Genomic DNA, 18,698 nt, shown 5'->3' with positions numbered 1-18,698 from the left:
TGTGTATAAGAGACAGGTCATCGGGTGCGGGGGGCTGGCGGTCGGCGTGCTGCTGCTCCTCGCGGGCGGCCTCTACCTGCTGCAACGCGCCTACAACGGGGACGTCAAGCGGGTCGCCGGCGCGCTGCCCGGCGGGGCGGGGCGGCCGTCCTCCACCGGGCGCGGCGAGAACTGGCTGCTGATCGGGTCCGACCGGCGCGCCGACATCCCCTCGATGGGCGCCCGATCCGACACGATCATGCTGGTGCACCTGTCCGGGCGCGGCGACCGGGTGTCGGTGATCGCGATCCCGCGGGACGCCTGGGTCCCGGTCCCCGGGCACGGCGACGCGAAGATCAACGCGGCGTTCTCGTTCGGCGGGCCGTCGCTGCTGATCCGGTCGGTCGAGCGGCTCACCCACGTCCGCGTCGACCACTACGCGGCGCTCGACTTCGGCGGGTTCGTGAAGATGACGGACGCGCTCGGCGGCGTCGACGTCACCATCACCAAGAAGACCCACGACCCGATGCACGACCGGACGTGGCAGGCCGGCCACCAGCACCTGGAGGGCGTCGAGGCGCTCGACTTCGTCCGGCAGCGCTGGAACCTGCCCGGCGGCGACCTCGACCGGATCAAGCGGCAGCAGGCGTTCCTGCACGCGCTCGCCGACAAGGCCCTGGACACCCGCAACCCGATCAAGATCGACCGGTTCATCCGGGCGGCGACGCGCTCGGTGACGGTGGACGACTCGGTGTCGTCCGGCACGCTGCGCGGGCTGGCGCGCCGGCTGCTGAAGACGTCCCTGCTGGAGTACCTGACCGCGCCGGTCGCGAAGATGGACGAGCGGGACGGCCAGAGTGTCGTACTCCTGGACGAGGATGGCACCCGGGAGCTGTTCACCGACGTCCGGGAGGACCGGGTGGGCGACTACGTGTCGCGCAACGGGGCGGCGAACTCGGTGGACGCCGTCCGCTGACCAGCGAAGACATGTCGGACATAGGGCCAAGGTGACGACAGCGGTCTACATGGATTAGTCTAAGCGGATTAATCAAAGCCGACCATTAGGCCGTCACCATGTCCCGACCCCTCACGCCGCTGGCGCTGACCGTGCTGCGCATGCTGTGCGACGGTCCGATGCATCCGTACGAGATGCAGCAGCGCATCCGCGACCACGCCTACGACCATGCCGTCAAGATCACGCACGGGTCGCTCTACCACTCGGTGGAGCGGCTCGCCGCGGCCGGCCTGATCGAGCCGCTGGAGACGAGCCGGGAGGGCCGCCGGCCCGAGCGCACCGTGTACGCGGTCACCACCGCCGGGCGGGACGCCGCGCAGTTCCGGCTCGCCGAGCTGATCCGGCATCCCGCCGAGGAGTTCCCGCTGTTCGGCACCGGGCTGGCGTTCGTCAACCTGCTGCCCGAGGACGAGGTCGCACGGCTCCTGCGCGGCCGGACCGTCGCCCTGGAGGCGGCGCTCGCCGGGCACCGGACCGCGAACGAGGCGCTCCTCACGCAGGGCATCGAGCGCTACAAGCTGCTCGACCAGGAGTGGCTGATCGCGCGGGTGCGGGGCGAGCTCGACTTCGTGCGCACACTGGCCGACGACTTGGAATCCGGTCGGCTGACCTGGAAGGACGGGGCGACGACCATGTGCCGGCCACGGCGACCACGCCATGACGAGAAGGGGGCCTCATGAGCAAATGGCGCGGAAATCCCTGGGCGATCCTGCTGACGCTCTCCCTGGGCTTTTTCATGACACTGCTCGACCTGACGATCGTGAACATCGCGATCCCGAGCATGATCGACAAGTTGGACGCCTCGCTGGACGAGGTGCTGTGGGTGGTCAACGCCTACATCCTGGTGCTGGCCGTCCTGCTCATCACCGCGGGCCGGCTCGGTGACCTGTGGGGCAAGAAGAACCTGTTCATCGCCGGTGTCGCGCTGTTCACGCTGTCCAGCCTGGCGTGCGGGCTGGCGCAGGACCCGGCGCAGCTGATCGCCGCCCGCGCCGTGCAGGGCCTCGGCGCCGCGCTGCTGATGCCGCAGACCATGTCGATCATCATCAACGTGTTCCCGCCGGAGCGCCGCGGCGCCGCGCTCGGCGTCTGGGGCGCGGTGGCCGGGGTGTCCACCATCGCGGGCCCGACGGTCGGCGGGCTGCTGGTCACCACCCTCGACTGGCGGTGGATCTTCTTCGTGAACCTGCCGATCGGCGTGCTCGTGATGGCCATGGCCGTGCCGATCCTGCCCGGCCACACCCCCACCGTGAAGCACCGCTTCGACCTCGTGGGCGTCCTGCTGGCGTCCGCCGGCCTGTTCTGCCTCACGTTCGCGCTCACCGAGGGCCAGAAGTACGAGTGGAACGAGGGCATCTGGGGGCTGATCGCGGCCGGCCTCGGACTGTTCGTGATCTTCGTGCTGCACCAGCGCGGCAAGCAGGACGGCGAGCCGCTCGTCCCGTTCTCGCTGTTCCGGGACCGCAACTTCACCGTGCTGAACCTCGTCGGCGCGGCCGTCTCGATCGGCATGATCGGCATGTTCCTGCCGATGACGATCTACATGCAGTCGGTGCTGGGCTTCAGCGCCCTGAAGGCGGGGCTCGTGATGGCGCCGTCCTCGCTGGTCTCGATGTTCCTCGCGCCCGTCGCGGGCCGGATGTCGGACCGGTTCGGCGGCAAGTTCATCCTGATGGCCGGCCTCACCCTCTACGCCGCCGGCATGCTGTGGCTCGTGCTCGTCGCCGAGGTCGGCACGGACTGGAAGGCGTTCCTCGCGCCGCTCGTCGTCGCCGGGTTCGGCATCGGCGGGGTGTTCGCGCCGATGGCCACCGAGGCGACGCGGAACGTCCCGCCGCGGCTCGCGGGCGCCGCGTCCGGCGTCAACAACACGATCCGGCAGGTCGGGTCGGTGCTCGGCAGCGCGGCGGTCGGCGCCGTCCTGCAGAACCAGCTGGCGTCCTCGCTGCGGGACGAGGCGGCGACCCGGTCGGCGTCCCTCCCGCCGAACGTGCGCGGCGGCTTCGTGGAGAGCTTCGCGGACGCCGCCAAGGGCGGCCTCGAGGTCGGCGCCGGGCAGAGCGGGGCGCAGCAGCAGCTGCCGCCCGGCATCCCGCCGAGCGTCGCGCACCGCATCCAGGAACTGGCCGGCCAGGTGTTCTCGCACGGCTTCGTGCACGCGATGAGGCCGACGATGTGGCTGCCGATCGGCGTGGTCCTGCTCAGCGCCGCCGCCTGCCTCACCCTGAAGGGCCACCGTTCGGACACCCCCAAGAAACTGGACCCCGAACCGGCCCCCATCGCAACCTGACCCCCGTCGACGTGCGGCGTGTCGCCCTTATCCGGCCGTTCATAAGGGCAACACGCCACAAGTCGACGTCAGGTCAGGGAGCGGTAGCCGCCCTCGTGGTAGATGAGCGGGGCGGCGGGGTGGTCGGGAAGGTCCACGGTCAGTACCTCGCCTACCACGATGCTGTGGTCGCCGCCGTCGTGGACGGCGCGGGTGCGGCACTCCAGCGCCGCGGCGGCACCGGCGAAGACGGCCGCGCCGGTCGCGGGGCCCCGGGTGTGCTCCCACCCTTCGAGCTGCCCGTCCAGCATGCGGCCGCGGGTCGCGAACCACTGGGACGCGTCCCGCATCTCGTCGGTGAGCACCGACACCGCCCACCGGCCCGTGCCGAGGACGATGTCGTGGAAGCGCGCGACCTTCTCCGCGCAGAACAGGACGAGCAGCGGGTCGAGGCTGACCGACGAGAACGCGTTCACGGTCATCGCGTGATCGGTGCCGTCCGCCACCGTCGTCACGATCGCGACACCGGTCGGGAACCGGCCGACGGCACGGCGGAACAGGTCGGGATCAAGGGCGTCACCAGTCACAACGGGACCACCCTACCCGCGGTGCTACTGGCGGGTACGACCCGCCTTGCCGGTCAGCCAGTCGCCCGGCCGCCCGGCCGGCGGCACCAGCATGACCCCGATCACGGCGGCGATCATGCCGCCGAGGATGAACACGTACCCGGCCGTGGTGCCGGGGACGACGAGGTCGCCCTCCGGACGGCGCATCGACAGGACGAACACCACGACGGCCCAGACGACCGCGGGGATCGTCGCGCCGAGCCGCCCGCCCATCCCCCGGCCGGACAGCAGCGCCATCGCGAACACCAGCACGACCAGGACGATCGCCGCCACCGGGACGGGGCCGGCGCTCCAGTCCTGCGCGAACGAGCCGACCACGCCGAACACGCCGCCGAGGAGGCCGAGCGCGGCATAGGCGGCACCGGACACGAACGCGTCGCCGGGCTTCTCGCCGTCCGCCCGCTCCCGCCCCGGAGCCTCCGCCGGAAGGCCGTTCTTGGCGAGGCTCACGCCGGAATCGTCGTCGTCCTTGTCCACGGACGTCAGCGTACCGGCAGCCCGGCGAACAGGTCCCGCTCGCGGCGGCCGGGGCCGACCGGTCCCGGCTCACCGGCCTGGAGGATGAAGTACTCGGTGCCGAACGCCTGCTGGCCCAGGTTGTTCGACAGCGCGAAGAACGGGCCGACCTGCTCGGGCGCGACGGTGATCTGGGTGCGGTGGGCGCGCAGGGCGGCGAGCTTGGCGGGCAGGTGGGCGCGGCCGTCCACGACCGAGGTGACCTGGCCGTCGGGGACGCCGGAGCCCAGCTCGTCCAGCCCGGCGACGCGGTCGAACGGCAGCTTCGCCTCGCGCATCACGGCGATCGCGCGGGCGAGGACGGTCCGCGGGGTGGCGTAGGCGTAGAACTTCGCGGCCCGCCACGGCTCGGCGCCGTCCTCGTGGGCGGGGTCGGCGGCCAGCTCGAACGCCCGCCACACGACGCGGTGCGCCTGGATGTGGTCGGGATGGCCGTAGTTGCCGCGCTCGTCATAGGTGACGATCACCTGCGGGCGGACCTCCCGGATGACCGCGACGAGGTCGAGCGCGGCCGTGGTGACGTCGGCCTGCCAGAAGCAGCGCGGATCGTCGTTCGTCGGCGCGCCCATCATGCCGGAGTCGCGCCAGCGGCCCGCCCCGCCGAGGAAGCGGTGGTCGCGGACGCCGAGCGCCGCGCAGGCCGCCGCCAGCTCCCCGATCCGGTACTCGCCGAGGGTGTCCTCCTTGTCGGAGCCCAGGTGGCGCAGCTCCGCCGGGATGATCTCGCCCTCCTCGCCCAGCGTGCAGGTGACGAGACAGACGTGGGCGCCCTCGGCGGCGTACTTGGCCATGGTCGCCCCGGTCCCGATGGACTCGTCGTCCGGATGGGCGTGGACGAACAGGATCCGCGGCTCCTTCATAGTCAACGAGCCTACTCAGGGCCCGGCACGGCGGCGATGACCGCCCTGCCCCGCGCAACCCGGAGGGCCGCCGCGGCCCGGCTCAGCCGCCGCCACCGCCGTCGTTCCCACCGCCGCCGCCATCGTTCCCGCCGCCACCGTCGTTGCCGCCACCGCCGCTGCCGGGAGTGGTGGCCGGGGTGGTCGGGGTGTCGGAGGTCGGCGGCTCGGCGGTCGGGGTGTCGGACGTCGGCGGCTCGTTCGTGGGCTCGGACGTCTGCGGCGGCGGGGTGTTCCGGTGCGTCTTGGTACGGGTCGGCGCCGGCTCGTCGGGCTCCTCGCTGGTCGGCTCCTCCGAGGCCGACCCGGAGTCGGTGACGGACGGGCTGACCGGCGCGTTCGGCGAGTCGTCGCCGCCGCGGGTCGCCGCGAAGACGCCGACGACCAGCGCCAGCACCAGGATCGCCGCGACGGCCGCGACGATCGGCCACTTGGACTTGCGCTCGGGCTCCCAGTCGTCGTAGCGGCCGCGGCCGGCCCCGGCCGGGGTCCGCGCGGGCGGCAGGTTCCCGGTGTAGTCGGCGGGCGCGACGCGGCGCGTCCCGCCGCCGGGGTGGGTGGCGCCCGCCAGCCCGGCGCCGGCGAGGCCGCCCGCGGCGAGCGTCGAGCCCTCCGCCAGCATCGTGTTGGCCTGCGCCGGGTCGTCCATGCGGGTGGGCCCGGCGCCCGGCCCGCTGCCGATCAGCGCCATCATGATCTGCTGCGCGGTCGGCCGCCGCTCCGGCTCCTTGACCAGGCACGCCGCGATCAGCCGCTGCAGGTCGGCGGGGACGGCGTCCAGCGACGGCGGCTCGTGCATCACCCGGTTGATCACCGCCATGACGGTGTCGTCGCCGAACGGCGGGTGCCCGCTCGCGGCGAACACCATCGTGGTGGCCCACGCCCACACGTCCACGGCCTCGGTGAGGGTCGCCCCGGCCACCTGCTCGGGCGCCATGTAGGACGGCGTGCCGATCGCCTTCGTCGCGTTCGTCTGCCCGGTGTCCAGCGCCCGCGCGATGCCGAAGTCGATCACCCGCGGGCCGTCCGGCGCCATGATCACGTTGTGCGGCTTGAAGTCGCGGTGCACGATCCCGGCCTGGTGGATCGCCACCATGGCGGTCGCGGTGCCGATCGCGAGCCGGTCCAGTGCCGCGCCGCCGATCGGGCCGGTCTCGGTGACCTGCTTGAACAGCGACGGACCCGGGACGTACTCGCTGGCGATGTACGGCTGGTCGCCCGCGACGTCGGCCTCCAGGACCTGCGCGGTGCAGAACCGCGCGACCTGCTTGGCCGCCTGCGCCTCCCGGACGAACCGGGTGCGCGCCATCGTGTCCCCGGCCAGGTCGGCGCGCAGGAGCTTGATCGCGGCCCGGTTCCCGGAGGCGTCGACGCCGGCGTAGACGACGCCCTGGCCGCCCTCGCCGAGCCGTTCGACGATCTCGTACGAGCCAAGCCGCCGGGGATCTCCCGGCTGCAGCTCCGGCATTGAACACTCCTCAGCCCGCGACGACAAAAGTGCTTGGGGAAGCCTTGAGCTTACGCGAGGGCGGACCAGGGCACGGGTACTTCCTCGTCCATCTCGCGACGACCCGTGATCATAGGGCCAGGAGGCCGCCGTGCGCCGTACTTCGCGATCGTTGCCGTACTGGCAGACTCGGATGCCATGAGCATCAGCTATCCGCGGCAGAGCGCCCGCACGCGAAGGTTCGGCCTCGGCGTCCCACGCGCCTTCCAGATCGCGGCGGACGAGGCGCGCGTCGCCTTCCTGCGCACCAGGGCGGGCGACGACCCGGTGACCTGCCTGTGGACGCTGGACACCGCGACCGGCGAGGAGCGCTGCATAGCCGACCCGGCCGCGCTGGACGTCCCCGGCGAGGAGAACCTGCCCGCCGAGGAGCGCGCCCGGCGCGAGCGGGCCCGCGAGCAGGCGGGCGGCATCGTCGGGTACGCGACCGACCGGACCATGAAGCAGGCCGTCTTCACCTTGGGCGGACGCCTCTACGTCGCCGACCTCGGCACCGCCCTGGTCCGGGAGCTGCCCGCGCAGCCGCCCGTCTTCGACCCGCGCCCCGACCCGGCCGGCCGCCGCATCGCCTATGTGTCGGGCCGGACCCTGCGGTTGATCGAGATGGACGGCACCGGCGACCGGGCGCTCGTCCAGCCCGAGTCCGACCAGGTCTCCTACGGCCTCGCCGAGTTCGTCGCCGCCGAGGAGATGGACCGGATGCGCGGCTACTGGTGGTCGCCCGACGGCGGGACGCTCCTGGTCGCGCGGGTGGACGAGACGCCCGTGCAGCGCTGGCACATCGCCGACCCGGCCAACCCCGACCGGACCCCGGCCGAGATCGCCTACCCGGCGGCGGGCACGCCGAACGCGCTGGTGTCGCTGGTCCTGCTCAAGGTCGACGGAGGCCGGCTCGCCGTCGCCTGGGACCGCGGCATGTTCCCCTACGTCGTGGCCGCGTCCTGGGACCGGCACGGCCTGCTGATCGTCGCGCAGCCGCGCGACCAGCGCTCCCAGCGGGTGCTGAAGGTCGACCCGTCCAACGGCGAGACGACGCTGCTGCACAACGAGCACGACCCGGTGTGGACGGACATCGTCCCCGGCCTGCCCGTGCGGACCAACTCCGGCGAGCTGGTCTGGGTCGCCGCAGACCCGGAGACGGACACGAACCGCATCACCGTCGGCGGCAAGCCCGTCACGCCCGGCGGCATGCAGGTGCGCGCCGTGCTCGGGGTGGACGGCGAGTCGATCCTCTTCACGGCGTCGGAGGAGCCCACCGAGGTGCACCTCTACTCCTACGACGCGGGAGAGGTGACCCGCCTCACCGAGGGGCAGGGCGTCTTCGGCGGCACCCGCTCCGGCGGCGTCACCGTGGTGACGGGCGCGCGGCTCGACCGTCCCGGCTCGCAGGCAGAGGTGCACACGCCGACCGGGACGCACCCGGTCGCCTCGTTCGCCGAGACGCCGGTGATCACCCCGAAGGTGGAGCTGCTGCGCGCCGGCGACCGCGAGCTCCGCACCGCGGTGCTGCTGCCGACCGGATGGGAGCCCGGCGACGGCCGGCTGCCCGTCCTCATGGACCCGTACGGGGGGCCGCACGCGCAGCGCGTCCTCGCCGTCCAGCGCATGTACTGCGAGGCGCAGTGGCTCGCCGACCAGGGCTTCGCCGTCGTCATCGCGGACGGGCGCGGCACGCCCGCCCGCGGCCCCGCCTGGGAGCGCGCCGTGCACGGCGACTTCGTCGGCCCCGTCATCGAGGACCAGATCACCGCGCTGATCGAGGCCGCGCGCCGGCACCCCGCCGCGTTCGACCTGGACCGCGTCGCCGTCCGCGGCTGGTCGTTCGGCGGCTGGCTCGCCGGGCTCGCCGTCCTGCACCGCCCGGACGTCTTCCACGCCGGCGTCGCGGGCGCCCCGGTCACGGACTGGCACCTGTACGACACCCACTACACCGAGCGCTACCTGGGCCATCCCGACGAGGAGCCGGAGAACTACGCCGCCAACTCCCTCATCGAAAAGGCCGCCGACCTGAAGCGCCCACTGATGATCATCCAGGGCCTGGCCGACGACAACGTGGTCGCAGCCCACACCCTCCGCCTCTCCTCGGCCCTCCTGGCCGCAGGACGCCCCCACACCGTCCTACCGCTGTCAGGCGTAACCCACATGACCTCACAAGAGGTGGTCGCGGAGAACCTCCTTCTGCTGCAGGTGGATTTCCTGAAGTCGGCACTATCGCGCTGACCCCAACCACCACCGCGACCACGCGACGACCTAAATAGTCGCGATCGCGTCCGAAGGCAGGTTTCGAGCTTGCGAGAAACCTGATCGCGCAGCGAGCCGCTAGGCGAGCCGGAGCGATGCAGCGATCGCACCGCGTTTCTCGACGATGGAGGGCCCCCAGGGCCCGAAGGAGGAGAGAAAAGCAATTCAACAGAGAAAAGCATTCAACGCTGCCAAGAGGTCCAGAGGGCGGCGTAGCTACCGTTTTGGGCTATCAGGGCGTCGTGGGTGCCCAGTTCGGTTATGCGGCCGTCCTCCACTACCGCTACGCGGTCTGCGTCGTGGGCGGTGTGGAGGCGGTGGGCGATCGCGACGACGGTGCGGCCGTCCAGGACGGCGGCCAGCGAGCGCTCCAGGCGGCGGGCCGCCCGCGGGTCGAGCAGCGACGTCGCCTCGTCCAGGACGAGGGTGTGCGGGTCGGCGAGGATGAGCCGGGCCAGCGCGAGCTGCTGCGCCTGGGCGGGCGACAGAGTCTCCCCGGCCGAGCCGACGACGGTGTCGAGGCCGGGGCCGTCCCAGTCGACCGCGGCGAGGACCTGGCCGATCTCGTCGTCGGACGCGCCCGCGCGGGCCATCACCAGGTTCTCGCGCAGCGTGCCGCGGAACACGTGGTGCTCCTGCGTGACCAGGGAGACGTGGCCGCGCAGGTCGTCCAGCGGCAGCTCCACCAGGGGGACGCCGCCGATCGTGACCTCGCCCGAGCGCGGGCCGTCCACGCCGGCGAGCAGGCGGCCGAGCGTCGACTTGCCCGCGCCGCTCGGCCCGACCATCGCGAGCCGTTCCCCCGGGCGCAGGTCGAGGTCGACGCCGTGCAGGACGTCGTGCCCGGGCCGGTAGGAGTAGCGGACGTCGCGCGCCGTGAGCCGCTCGCCGGCGGGGCGGGCGCCGTTCGGCGTGCGGTCGGGCGGGACGTTGCCGACGCCGAGCAGCCGGGCCAGCGACGCGCCGCCGAGCTGCAGTTCGTCCAGCCAGGACAGGACCGTGTCCACCGGCTCGATGAGCTGCTGCGCGTACAGGGTGGCGGCGGTGACCTGCGCGAGCGTCGCCATGTCGTTGATGTAGAGCAGGCCGCCGACGAGCAGCGTCGACGCCACGGGCAGGACGAAGCCCAGCTCCGCGACCGGGAACAGCACCATGCGGAGCCGCAGCGTGTACCGCTCCGCCTTGTAGGAGGTCGCGATGTCGGCGTCGCCGCGTTCGTGCCGGCGTTCGGCCAGGCCGAGCGCCTCGACGGTCCGCGCGCCCTGGACGGTCTCGGTCAGCCCGTCCGCGATCTCCGACCAGGCCGCGTTCTCCCGCAGGTAGCCGAGGTGGGCGCGGGGCAGGTACCACCGCATCACCGCCACCAGCATCGGGACGGCGACGAGCGCGGGCAGCGCGACGAGCGGGCCGTTCAGCAGCAGCGCGCCGACCGTGAACCCGCCCACGACGATCGCGACGAGCGTCTCCGGCATCGCGTACCGGACGGACGTGCTCAGCGTGTCCACGTCGCGGGACGCGCGGGTGACCAGGTCGCCGGTGCCCGCCCGCTCGACCGTGGACAGCGGCAGCGCCAGCACCCGGTCGACGAACTCCTCGCGCAGCTCCGCCAGCACCCGCTCGCCCAGCTTCGCGGACGCGAGGTAGGCGTACCGCATCAGCACGCCCTGCACGACCACGAACCCGGCGATGGCCAGGCCGGTCGTGTCGATGTCGGCATGGCCGTCGCGGACGTCCTCGACCAGCGCGCCGAGCAGCCTCGGCGTCACCAGCCCGGTCACGGCGGCCAGCGCGTGCAGGGCCAGCACCCCTGCGAGGTCCCAGGGGTGCCGCAGCACGAGCCGCCGCGCATACGCCCGCACCTGCGCGGGCGTTGCGACCGGCAGTGTCTCGGCGCTCACGTTCTTGCCCTTTCTGGCGTCTCTCCTCGGGTGACGGTCGCGGTGTAGCGCGGCTCTGCGTCCAGGAGGTTGCGGTGGGTTCCTTCTGCGACGACCTCGCCGGCTTGGACGAAGGCGACGTGGTCGGCGTGGTCCAGCATCAGCGGGCTCGTCGTGCACACCACGGTGGTGCGGCCCGCGCGCGCTTGGCCGAGCCTTTCGGCGATGCGCGCCTCGGTGTGCGCGTCGACCGCGCTGGTCGGCTCCACCAGGACGAGGACGTCGGGCTTGGCGGCGAACGCTCGCGCAAGGCGGAGGCGTTGCTGCTGCCCACCGGAGAACTCTCGTCCTGCTTCGGCTACATGCGCGTCGAGGCCGACCGAGTCGACGACGTCTTCGGCACAGGCCGCGCGGACGGCCGCCCGTACCGCGGCCTCGTCGCCGTCCGGTGCCAGTGACTCGGCCAAGGCGCCGGAGAAGAGGCGGTCCTCGTTGACGGCGACCAGGATCCGCTTCCGGACGTCGGCGACCGCGTGCAGCGGGACGCCGCCGAAGTCGACCTCGCCCTCCGCGTACCGGCCGAGCCGGTCGGCGATCGCCAGCGCGTCGCGCGGGTCGGCCGCCGCGATGGCGGTGACCCGGCCCGGCCGCACGACCAGCCCGGACGCGATGTCGACCAGCTCGGCGTCCGCCGCCGGACGGGCCGTCCCCGCGGCGGGCAGCTCGGGGTCGAGCCGCAGCAGCGCGGTCACCCGGCCCGCCGCGACCAGCCCCTTGGTGATCTTGCTGGCGGCCTCGCCGAGCGTCTTCAGCGGGACGATCAGGAACACCGCGTACCCGTAGAACGTGACCAGCTCGCCGACGCCGATCGTCCCGCGCACGGCGAACCGGGCGCCGGCCCAGGTGACCAGCGCGATCAGCAGGCCGGGCAATAGCACCTCGGCTCCGTTGAGCCGCGTCTCGGCCCGCGCGACCGCGACCCCGGCGGCGCGCACCCGCTGCGACTCGGCGCGGTACCGGCCGGCGAACAGCGGCTCGCCGCCGATGCCGCGCAGCACCCGCAGGCCCGCGACCAGGTCGGTCGCCTGCGTGTTCAGCTCGCCGACCAGCTCCCGGTGCGCGAGCTCGCGGTCCCGGTAGGGGCGCAGCAGCGGCGCCGCGGCCAGCAGGATCAGCGGGACGCCGACCAGCACGATCAGGCCGAGCGGCGGCGAGGTGGTCAGCAGGATGCCGGCCACGACGACGATCGAGACCACGGCGCCCGACGCGCGGGACGCGATGTCCAGGACGTCCCCGATGTGCGACACGTCGGACAGGCCGATGCTCACGACCTCGCCCGCGGTCATCCGCTTCGGCAGCGTCCCGCCGAGCCGGGTGGCCTGCCGGGTGACGAGCTGGACCGTCCGGTAGGCCGCCGACAGCCAGTTGAACACCGCGAACCGGTGCCGGACGGCGCCCGTCACGGCCTGCACGGCGCCGAGGCCGAGCAGGACGGCGGCCCACGTCACGAGGGCGCGCTCGTCCCGCGCCGCGACGCCGTCGCCGATGGCGCGGCCGAGCGCGGCGGGCATGAGGGCCTGGCTGAGCATCCACACCACACCGAGGAGGGCGCCCGCGGTCACGCTGCGCCACTGGGCGCGCAGCATCCAGAGGAGGAGTCGCGCGGGGGTTCCATCGGAGCCGGAGGCGCTCCGGGGAGTGCGGGGGGTCGTCCCCCCTCGAACGGCATGGTCGGGGCTGCCAGGATCTTTCTCCGGCAACGGCTTCACATGTCGAAGGTTATGCAGCGCGACCCTCGATGCACGACTGGTTTTTCAGCTGCGCCGATGAGTTTCGGTCTGACTGAAATTACGGTCACGGACGTGCACAGGGGATGCGCCCGGACGTTAGGACACGCTAAGGTCAACACCGTACGGAGCGATGCTTCCTCCGCTCCTTGAGCCGGGACCCTGGCGGCTAGGCCGATGCCGCTGCCCCGGCGCGGCCCGTACCGCTCCCCTGCGGCCGCAGGAATAAAGCGGAACAGCCCGGCCGTTGCCAGTGCCGTCGCCACCCGACTTTCCGGAAGCCCTGTGAGCACCATCAGTCACCAGACGTATCCCTTCACGCCGGGGGCCGAGGACAGGATCGACCTGCTCCTCATCGACGACGACCCCTCCGACGTCCTCCTGGTCGAGAAGATGCTCGCCGAGAGCGGCATGGACGCCGACATAGCCGTCGCCGGCGACCTCGCCACCGCCAGGCGGACGCTGACGCGGCGCACCCAGTGCATCATCGTCGACCTGTCCACCCCCGGCATCGACCGGCTGGACGGGCTCCGGCAGGTGCTGGCGCTGTCCGGCCCGGCCGCCGTCGTCGTGCTCACCGGCCTCGACGACGCCCACCTCGGCGTCCGGGCGGTCGCCGCCGGCGCCGAGGACTACCTGGTCAAGCAGGAGGTCGACGCGCCGCTGCTGGCCCGCGCGATCCGCTATGCCATAGAGCGCAAGCGCTCCGAGGAGACCGAGCGGCGGCTCGTCGAGGCCCGCATCCTCGGCCGCGAGAACGCCCGGCTGGAGCGCGGGCTGCTGCCCGTCCCGCTGATCGACGACCCGTCGCTGCGGCACCACACCCGCTACCGGCCCGGCCGGCGGCGGGCGCTCCTCGGCGGCGACTTCTACGACACCGTGCAGACCGACGGCGGGGCCGTCCACCTGATGATCGGCGACGTCGCCGGGCACGGCCCGGACGAGGCGGCCCTCGGCGTCCAGCTCCGGATGGCGTGGCGGACGCTCGTGCTCGCCGGGCACACCGGCGAGCAGCTGCTCGGCACCCTCGACACCGTCCTCGGGCACGAGCGGCGCAGCGAGGAGATCTTCACCACCCTCTGCATGATCACGATCGCGCCGTCCCGGCGGACCGCCCGGATGCACCTGGCCGGGCACCCCGCGCCGCTGCTGTTCCGCGGCGCGCCCGGTACCGGCGGCGAGGTCGCGGCGCTGCCCGAGTACGCGCACGGCCCGGCGCTCGGCCTGGTGCCCGGCGCCGAGTGGCCGACCACCGAGGTCGACCTCGGCGAGTCCTGGGGCCTGATGCTCTACACCGACGGCCTGATCGAGGGGCGGGTCGGCGAGGGCTCGGCCCGCCTCGGCACCGACGGCCTGCTCGGCCTGGCCCGCACCGCGCGGGGCCGCGGCGCGACCGGGCGGGGCCTCATCGACGAGCTGGTGACCGAGGTCGAGCGCCTCAACGGCGACGCCCTCACCGACGACCTCGCGGTGCTGCTGCTGTCCCGCCGGGCGGACTGAGCCGGGGCCGGCCGGCTCCAGTCAGAGCCCTGACCACAAGGCGCTGACCTCCGTCAATGTCGTGCCGGTCACTCGCCGGACGCGTTCCCCGGCGTGCTGTGAACTCCCTCACCCGCACCGCCGTAACGGAACGGACACAAGTCCCGCGCCGCTTGCGTTCATAGCCTGGGGCTATCGCAATGAGTGCGGCGATGACTTGGAACGAATCACCGAACCGGACATAGCGTGCGGGTCGTGGCTATAGCGATACCTGCGATCTACCGATCGACCGTCGGCAAGAAGGCCGTCATGGCGGTCACCGGCGGCGTCCTCGTGCTCTACCTCGTCGCGCACATGGTCGGGAACCTGAAGATCTTCCTGGGCGCCGAGGAGTTCAACCACTACGCGCACTGGCTGCGCACGATCGGTGAGCCCGCGGTGCCGCGGCGGACGGTCCTGACGCTCATCGAGGTCGTGCTCGGCGCCTCGGTCGTCCTGCACATGTGGTCGGCGGTGTCGCTCGGCAAGCGCGCCGCCCACGCGCGCCCCGTGAAGTACCAGTCGAAGAAGAAGTCGCACGCGCAGGGCTACGCCGTCCGCACCATGCGGTACGGCGGCGTCATCATCGCGGTCTACATCATCTGGCACCTGCTGGACCTCACGTTCTTCGCCCTGAACCCCAAGGGCGCCGACGCCACCCCGTACGAGCGGATGGTCTCCGACTTCGACCCGTCCCGCTGGTACATCACGGTCTGGTACGTCGTCGCGATCCTGCTCGTCGGCCTGCACCTCAACCACGGCATCTGGAGCGCGTTCCAGACGCTCGGGCTGCGCAGCCCGCGCAGCCACAACGCCCTGCGCGCCCTCGCCGCGACCGTCGCCGCGCTGGTCACGCTCGGCTTCGTCGCCGTCCCCGTCTCCATCACGTTCGGATGGGTGAGCTGACCATGATCGACGGCTTCTACACGACCGGCGAGCCGATCGCCGACGGCAAGGCCCCGGCCGGGCCCATCGAGGACCGCTGGACGACCCGCAAGTTCGAGGCCAAGCAGGTCAACCCGGCCAACAAGCGCAAGAAGAAGATCATCATCATCGGCACCGGGCTGGCGGGCGGCTCGGCCGGCGCCACCCTCGGCGAGGCCGGCTACCACGTCCAGCAGTTCTGCTTCCAGGACTCCCCGCGCCGCGCCCACTCGATCGCCGCGCAGGGCGGCATCAACGCCGCCAAGAACTACCGCAACGACGGCGACAGCGTGCACCGGCTGTTCTACGAGACGGTCAAGGGCGGCGACTTCCGGTCCCGCGAGTCGAACGTGCACCGGCTCGCCGACATCTCCCGGCAGATCATCGACCAGTGCGTCGCGCAGGGCGTCCCGTTCGCCCGCGAGTACGGCGGCCTGCTCGACAACCGCTCGTTCGGCGGGACGCAGGTCTCCCGCACCTTCTACGCGCGCGGCCAGACGGGCCAGCAGCTCCTGCTCGGCGCGTACCAGGCGCTGATGCGGCAGGTCGACGCCGGCAACGTCGAGCTGTACCCGCGGCACGAGATGCTCGACCTGATCATGGAGGACGGGCGGGCCCGCGGCGTCGTCGTCCGGAACCTGATCGACGGCGAGGTCGAGCACTACACGGCGGACGCGGTCGTGCTGGCGTCCGGCGGCTACGGCAACGTGTACTTCCTGTCCACGAACGCGATGGGCTCGAACGTCACCGCGTCCTGGCGCGCGCACCGGCACGGCGCCCTGTTCGCCAACCCGTGCTACACGCAGATCCACCCGACGTGCATCCCCGTCAGCGGCGACCACCAGTCGAAGCTGACCCTGATGTCGGAGTCGCTGCGCAACGACGGCCGCGTGTGGGTGCCGAAGAAGGGCGACGACACCCGCCGTCCCGGCGACATCCCCGAGGACGAGCGCGACTACTACCTGGAGCGCATCTACCCGTCCTTCGGCAACCTCGTCCCGCGCGACATCGCGTCCCGCGCGGCGAAGAACGTCTGCGACGAGGGACGCGGGGTCGGCCCAGGCGGGCTCGGCGTCTACCTCGACTTCGCGGACGCCATCGGACGACTCGGCCGGGACAAGGTCGAGGCCAAGTACGGCAACCTCTTCGAGATGTACGAGCGCATCACCGGCGATAACCCGTACGACACGCCGATGCGCATCTACCCCGCCGTCCACTACACGATGGGCGGCCTGTGGGTGGACTACGACCTGGAGTCCTCGATCCCGGGCCTGTTCGTCATCGGCGAGGCCAACTTCTCCGACCACGGCGCGAACCGGCTCGGCGCGTCCGCGCTGATGCAGGGCCTCGCGGACGGCTACTTCGTCCTGCCGAACACCATCGGCGACTACATCGCCCGCAACCCCCTCGGCCCGGTCGCCGACACGGCGGTCGGCGAAGCCGAGGAGAGGGTCCGGACGCGGATCGACAAGCTCCTCGCCGTCGACGGGGACCGCTCCGTCGACTCCTTCCACCGCGAGCTCGGCCACATCATGTGGGAGTACTGCGGCATGGAGCGCACCGAGGAGGGCCTGCGCAAGGCGCTCGCCCTCATCCCCGCGCTGCGCGAGGAGTTCTGGACGCGCGTCAAGGTCACCGGCAAGGGCGAGGAGCTGAACCAGCAGCTGGAGAAGGCCGGCCGCGTCGCCGACTTCTTCGAGCTGGCCGAGCTGATGGTCGTCGACGCGCTGCACCGCACCGAGTCCTGCGGCGGCCACTTCCGGGCCGAGAGCCAGGACGAGGACGGCGAGGCCAAGCGCGACGACGACAACTTCGGCTACGTCGCCGCCTGGGAATGGGCCGGGGAGGGCGAGCAGCCCGTCCTGCGCAAGGAGGCCCTCAACTTCGAGTACGTCAAGCCCACGCAGAGGTCGTACAAGTAATGAAGCTCACACTGCGCGTCTGGCGCCAGCGCGGCCCCGAGGACAAGGGCGCGATGGTCGAGTACAAGCTCGACGACGTCTCCCCCGACGCCTCGTTCCTGGAGATGCTGGACGTCCTCAACGAGAAGCTCATCGCGGCGGACGAGGAGCCGGTCGCGTTCGACCACGACTGCCGCGAGGGCATCTGCGGCATGTGCTCGCTGGTCATCAACGGCACCCCGCACGGCCCGGAGCGCGCCACCACCACCTGCCAGCTGCACATGCGCAAGTTCAGGGACGGCGAGGTCATCGACATCGAGCCGTGGCGGGCCCGTGCCTTCCCGGTGGTGAAGGACCTGGTCGTCGACCGGTCGGCGTTCGACCGGATGATCCAGGCCGGCGGCTACATCACCGCGCCGACCGGCACCGCCCCGGAGGCGCACTCGACGCCCGTCCCGAAGCCGGACGCCGACCAGGCGTTCGAGGCCGCCGAGTGCATCGGCTGCGGCGCCTGCGTCGCGGCCTGCCCGAACGGCTCCGCCGCCCTGTTCCTCGGCGCCAAGGTCACCCACCTCGGCCTGATGCCGCAGGGGCAGCCGGAGCGCTGGGACCGCGTCGTGTCCATGCTGGACACCCACGACGAGGAGGGCTTCGGCGGCTGCACCAACACCGGCGAGTGCACCGTCGCCTGCCCGAAGGGCATCTCGCTGGACGTCATCGGCCGCCTGAACCGCGACTACCTGAAGGCGTCCGCGGGCGGGAAGAAGCGCTAGCCGCCCCTGTTCTCGGCCCCGCTCGGAGTACCGGGCGGGGCCGTTCTACTTTTGGCTCTACTGTTGGCGCATGACGGTCACGTTGGTGCCTTACCACCAGGACGAACGGCTGCCCGAGTCGTCCTTTCCGCTGCCGGGCGGCGATGTCGTCCCGGTGACGCGGGAACTGCCCGAGGGCGACGTCTGGCAGCGCGTCGCGGCGCTGTTCGAGCCGGTGTCGGCCGAGGTCGCCGACCAGGTCAACGGCGGTTCGCGGCCGGTGGTGGTGTCGGGTGACTGCCTGACGTCGGAGGCCGTCCTCGCGGGCGTGCAGAGAGCCGGGGTGGACGCGTCCATCGTGTGGTTCGACGCGCACGGCGACGTCCACACGGTGGAGAGCTCGACGTCCGGCTACATCGGCGGGATGCCGCTGCGGCAGATCCTCGGGGCCGATTCCGGCCTGCTCGCCGATCCGCTGGGGCTCCGTCCGCTCCCGGAGGACCGCGCCGTCCTCGTGGGCGCCCGCGACATCGACCCGGCCGAGGCGGTGTTCCTCGCGTCCTCGCAGGTGCGGCGCTGCGGGGTGGACGACGTCGTCCTGCCGGACGGGCCGCTGGTGCTGCACATCGACGTGGACGTCATCGACGCCGCTGACCTGCCCGGACTCAGGTTCCCTGTCGGCGGCGGGCCGTCCCGCGAGGCCGTCGTCGACTCGGTCCGGCGGATCATGGCCACCGGCCGCGTGGCCGCACTGGACATCGCCTGCCCCTGGCATCCCCCCGAAGGCGACGACGACGCCATCCGGGCGCGGCTCCTGGCGGACCTCCTGGGCGCCTGATCCGGGCCGCTCGCGCCCGCGCACAAATGCTTCGGACTTTTGCGATCTT

The 18,698-nt window shown here is 72.2% G+C and carries 15 protein-coding genes; 9 read left to right on the top strand and 6 right to left on the bottom strand.

Annotation, left to right across the window (positions count from 1 at the left end):
* The 3 genes from E1293_RS19560 to E1293_RS19550 form a co-directional block, all read left to right on the top strand.
* Positions 1–955 (top strand): LCP family protein (locus tag E1293_RS19560; RefSeq protein ID WP_132198868.1); only part of this gene is annotated, 955 nt, incomplete at its 5' end.
* A 98-nt stretch (positions 956–1,053) separates the two neighbouring features.
* The gene (locus tag E1293_RS19555; RefSeq protein ID WP_132198867.1) at positions 1,054–1,674 is read left to right on the top strand and encodes a PadR family transcriptional regulator; all 621 of its coding nucleotides are present in this window, start codon (positions 1,054–1,056) and stop codon (positions 1,672–1,674) included.
* Complete coding sequence (locus E1293_RS19550) at positions 1,671–3,284, top strand: DHA2 family efflux MFS transporter permease subunit (protein ID WP_132198866.1); 1,614 nt, start codon at positions 1,671–1,673, stop codon at positions 3,282–3,284. The genes E1293_RS19555 and E1293_RS19550 overlap by 4 nt, the downstream gene beginning before the upstream one ends.
* Before the next feature lie 68 nt (positions 3,285–3,352).
* On the opposite strand, the gene E1293_RS19545 is transcribed toward E1293_RS19550, so the two are convergent.
* The 4 genes from E1293_RS19545 to E1293_RS19530 all read right to left on the bottom strand — a co-directional run bounded on the left by E1293_RS19545 (position 3,353) and on the right by E1293_RS19530 (position 6,772).
* Positions 3,353–3,850: a flavin reductase family protein gene (locus E1293_RS19545; protein WP_132198865.1), complete on the bottom strand. Its 498-nt coding sequence runs from the start codon at positions 3,848–3,850 to the stop codon at positions 3,353–3,355.
* A gap of 24 nt (positions 3,851–3,874) precedes the next feature.
* Positions 3,875–4,366, bottom strand: a complete 492-nt coding sequence (locus E1293_RS19540; protein ID WP_132198864.1) for a DUF6113 family protein — start codon at positions 4,364–4,366, stop codon at positions 3,875–3,877.
* A gap of 5 nt (positions 4,367–4,371) precedes the next feature.
* Positions 4,372–5,265: an N-acetyl-1-D-myo-inositol-2-amino-2-deoxy-alpha-D-glucopyranoside deacetylase gene (gene mshB, locus E1293_RS19535; RefSeq protein WP_132198863.1), complete on the bottom strand. Its 894-nt coding sequence runs from the start codon at positions 5,263–5,265 to the stop codon at positions 4,372–4,374.
* Between the two features lie 82 nt (positions 5,266–5,347).
* Entirely contained in the window at positions 5,348–6,772 is a 1,425-nt protein-coding gene (locus E1293_RS19530; RefSeq protein WP_132198862.1) for a serine/threonine-protein kinase, read from the bottom strand.
* A 177-nt stretch (positions 6,773–6,949) separates the two neighbouring features.
* Here E1293_RS19530 and E1293_RS19525 point away from each other — a divergent pair, with 177 nt between their 5' ends.
* Positions 6,950–9,031 carry a S9 family peptidase gene (locus E1293_RS19525; RefSeq protein WP_132198861.1) on the top strand — a complete coding sequence of 694 codons (2,082 nt, stop codon included), beginning with the start codon at positions 6,950–6,952 and terminating at the stop codon, positions 9,029–9,031.
* A 203-nt stretch (positions 9,032–9,234) separates the two neighbouring features.
* Here E1293_RS19525 and E1293_RS19520 read toward each other — a convergent pair whose 3' ends face one another.
* The gene (locus E1293_RS19520; protein ID WP_132198860.1) at positions 9,235–10,950 is read right to left on the bottom strand and encodes an ABC transporter ATP-binding protein; all 1,716 of its coding nucleotides are present in this window, start codon (positions 10,948–10,950) and stop codon (positions 9,235–9,237) included.
* Positions 10,947–12,575 (bottom strand): ABC transporter transmembrane domain-containing protein, encoded by a 1,629-nt coding sequence (locus E1293_RS19515; protein ID WP_132198859.1) that lies wholly within the window; start codon positions 12,573–12,575, stop codon positions 10,947–10,949. The genes E1293_RS19520 and E1293_RS19515 overlap by 4 nt, the downstream gene beginning before the upstream one ends.
* Positions 12,576–13,001: 426 nt before the next feature.
* Between E1293_RS19515 and E1293_RS19510 the strand changes: the two genes are divergently transcribed.
* The 5 genes from E1293_RS19510 to E1293_RS19490 all read left to right on the top strand — a co-directional run bounded on the left by E1293_RS19510 (position 13,002) and on the right by E1293_RS19490 (position 18,649).
* Positions 13,002–14,216: a PP2C family protein-serine/threonine phosphatase gene (locus tag E1293_RS19510; protein ID WP_243716331.1), complete on the top strand. Its 1,215-nt coding sequence runs from the start codon at positions 13,002–13,004 to the stop codon at positions 14,214–14,216.
* A 234-nt stretch (positions 14,217–14,450) separates the two neighbouring features.
* Complete coding sequence (locus E1293_RS19505) at positions 14,451–15,140, top strand: succinate dehydrogenase cytochrome b subunit (RefSeq protein ID WP_132198857.1); 690 nt, start codon at positions 14,451–14,453, stop codon at positions 15,138–15,140.
* Positions 15,141–15,142: 2 nt separating this feature from the next.
* Positions 15,143–17,080: a fumarate reductase/succinate dehydrogenase flavoprotein subunit gene (locus E1293_RS19500; RefSeq protein ID WP_132198870.1), complete on the top strand. Its 1,938-nt coding sequence runs from the start codon at positions 15,143–15,145 to the stop codon at positions 17,078–17,080.
* The gene (locus E1293_RS19495) at positions 17,080–17,832 is read left to right on the top strand and encodes a succinate dehydrogenase/fumarate reductase iron-sulfur subunit (protein ID WP_132198856.1); all 753 of its coding nucleotides are present in this window, start codon (positions 17,080–17,082) and stop codon (positions 17,830–17,832) included. The genes E1293_RS19500 and E1293_RS19495 overlap by 1 nt, the downstream gene beginning before the upstream one ends.
* 70 nt (positions 17,833–17,902) lie before the next feature.
* Positions 17,903–18,649, top strand: a complete 747-nt coding sequence (locus E1293_RS19490; protein WP_132198855.1) for an arginase family protein — start codon at positions 17,903–17,905, stop codon at positions 18,647–18,649.
* Positions 18,650–18,698: the final 49 nt, after the last annotated feature.

Origin of the sequence: Actinomadura darangshiensis (assembly GCF_004349235.1) — a bacterium.
GTDB classification, from domain to species: Bacteria; Actinomycetota; Actinomycetes; order Streptosporangiales; family Streptosporangiaceae; genus Spirillospora; species Spirillospora darangshiensis.
Note: the sequence above shows the minus strand (reverse complement) of the source record. Positions and strands in the feature narration are given on the sequence as shown.

Coding starts and splice junctions, on each gene's coding strand:
- E1293_RS19555 (WP_132198867.1), top strand. CDS start 1,054: ATGTCCCGACCCCTCACGCCGCTGGCGCTGACCGTGCTGCGCATGCTG.
- E1293_RS19550 (WP_132198866.1), top strand. CDS start 1,671: ATGAGCAAATGGCGCGGAAATCCCTGGGCGATCCTGCTGACGCTCTCC.
- mshB (WP_132198863.1), bottom strand. CDS start 5,265: ATGAAGGAGCCGCGGATCCTGTTCGTCCACGCCCATCCGGACGACGAG.
- E1293_RS19530 (WP_132198862.1), bottom strand. CDS start 6,772: ATGCCGGAGCTGCAGCCGGGAGATCCCCGGCGGCTTGGCTCGTACGAG.
- E1293_RS19525 (WP_132198861.1), top strand. CDS start 6,950: ATGAGCATCAGCTATCCGCGGCAGAGCGCCCGCACGCGAAGGTTCGGC.
- E1293_RS19515 (WP_132198859.1), bottom strand. CDS start 12,575: ATGCTGCGCGCCCAGTGGCGCAGCGTGACCGCGGGCGCCCTCCTCGGT.
- E1293_RS19500 (WP_132198870.1), top strand. CDS start 15,143: ATGATCGACGGCTTCTACACGACCGGCGAGCCGATCGCCGACGGCAAG.
- E1293_RS19495 (WP_132198856.1), top strand. CDS start 17,080: ATGAAGCTCACACTGCGCGTCTGGCGCCAGCGCGGCCCCGAGGACAAG.
- E1293_RS19490 (WP_132198855.1), top strand. CDS start 17,903: ATGACGGTCACGTTGGTGCCTTACCACCAGGACGAACGGCTGCCCGAG.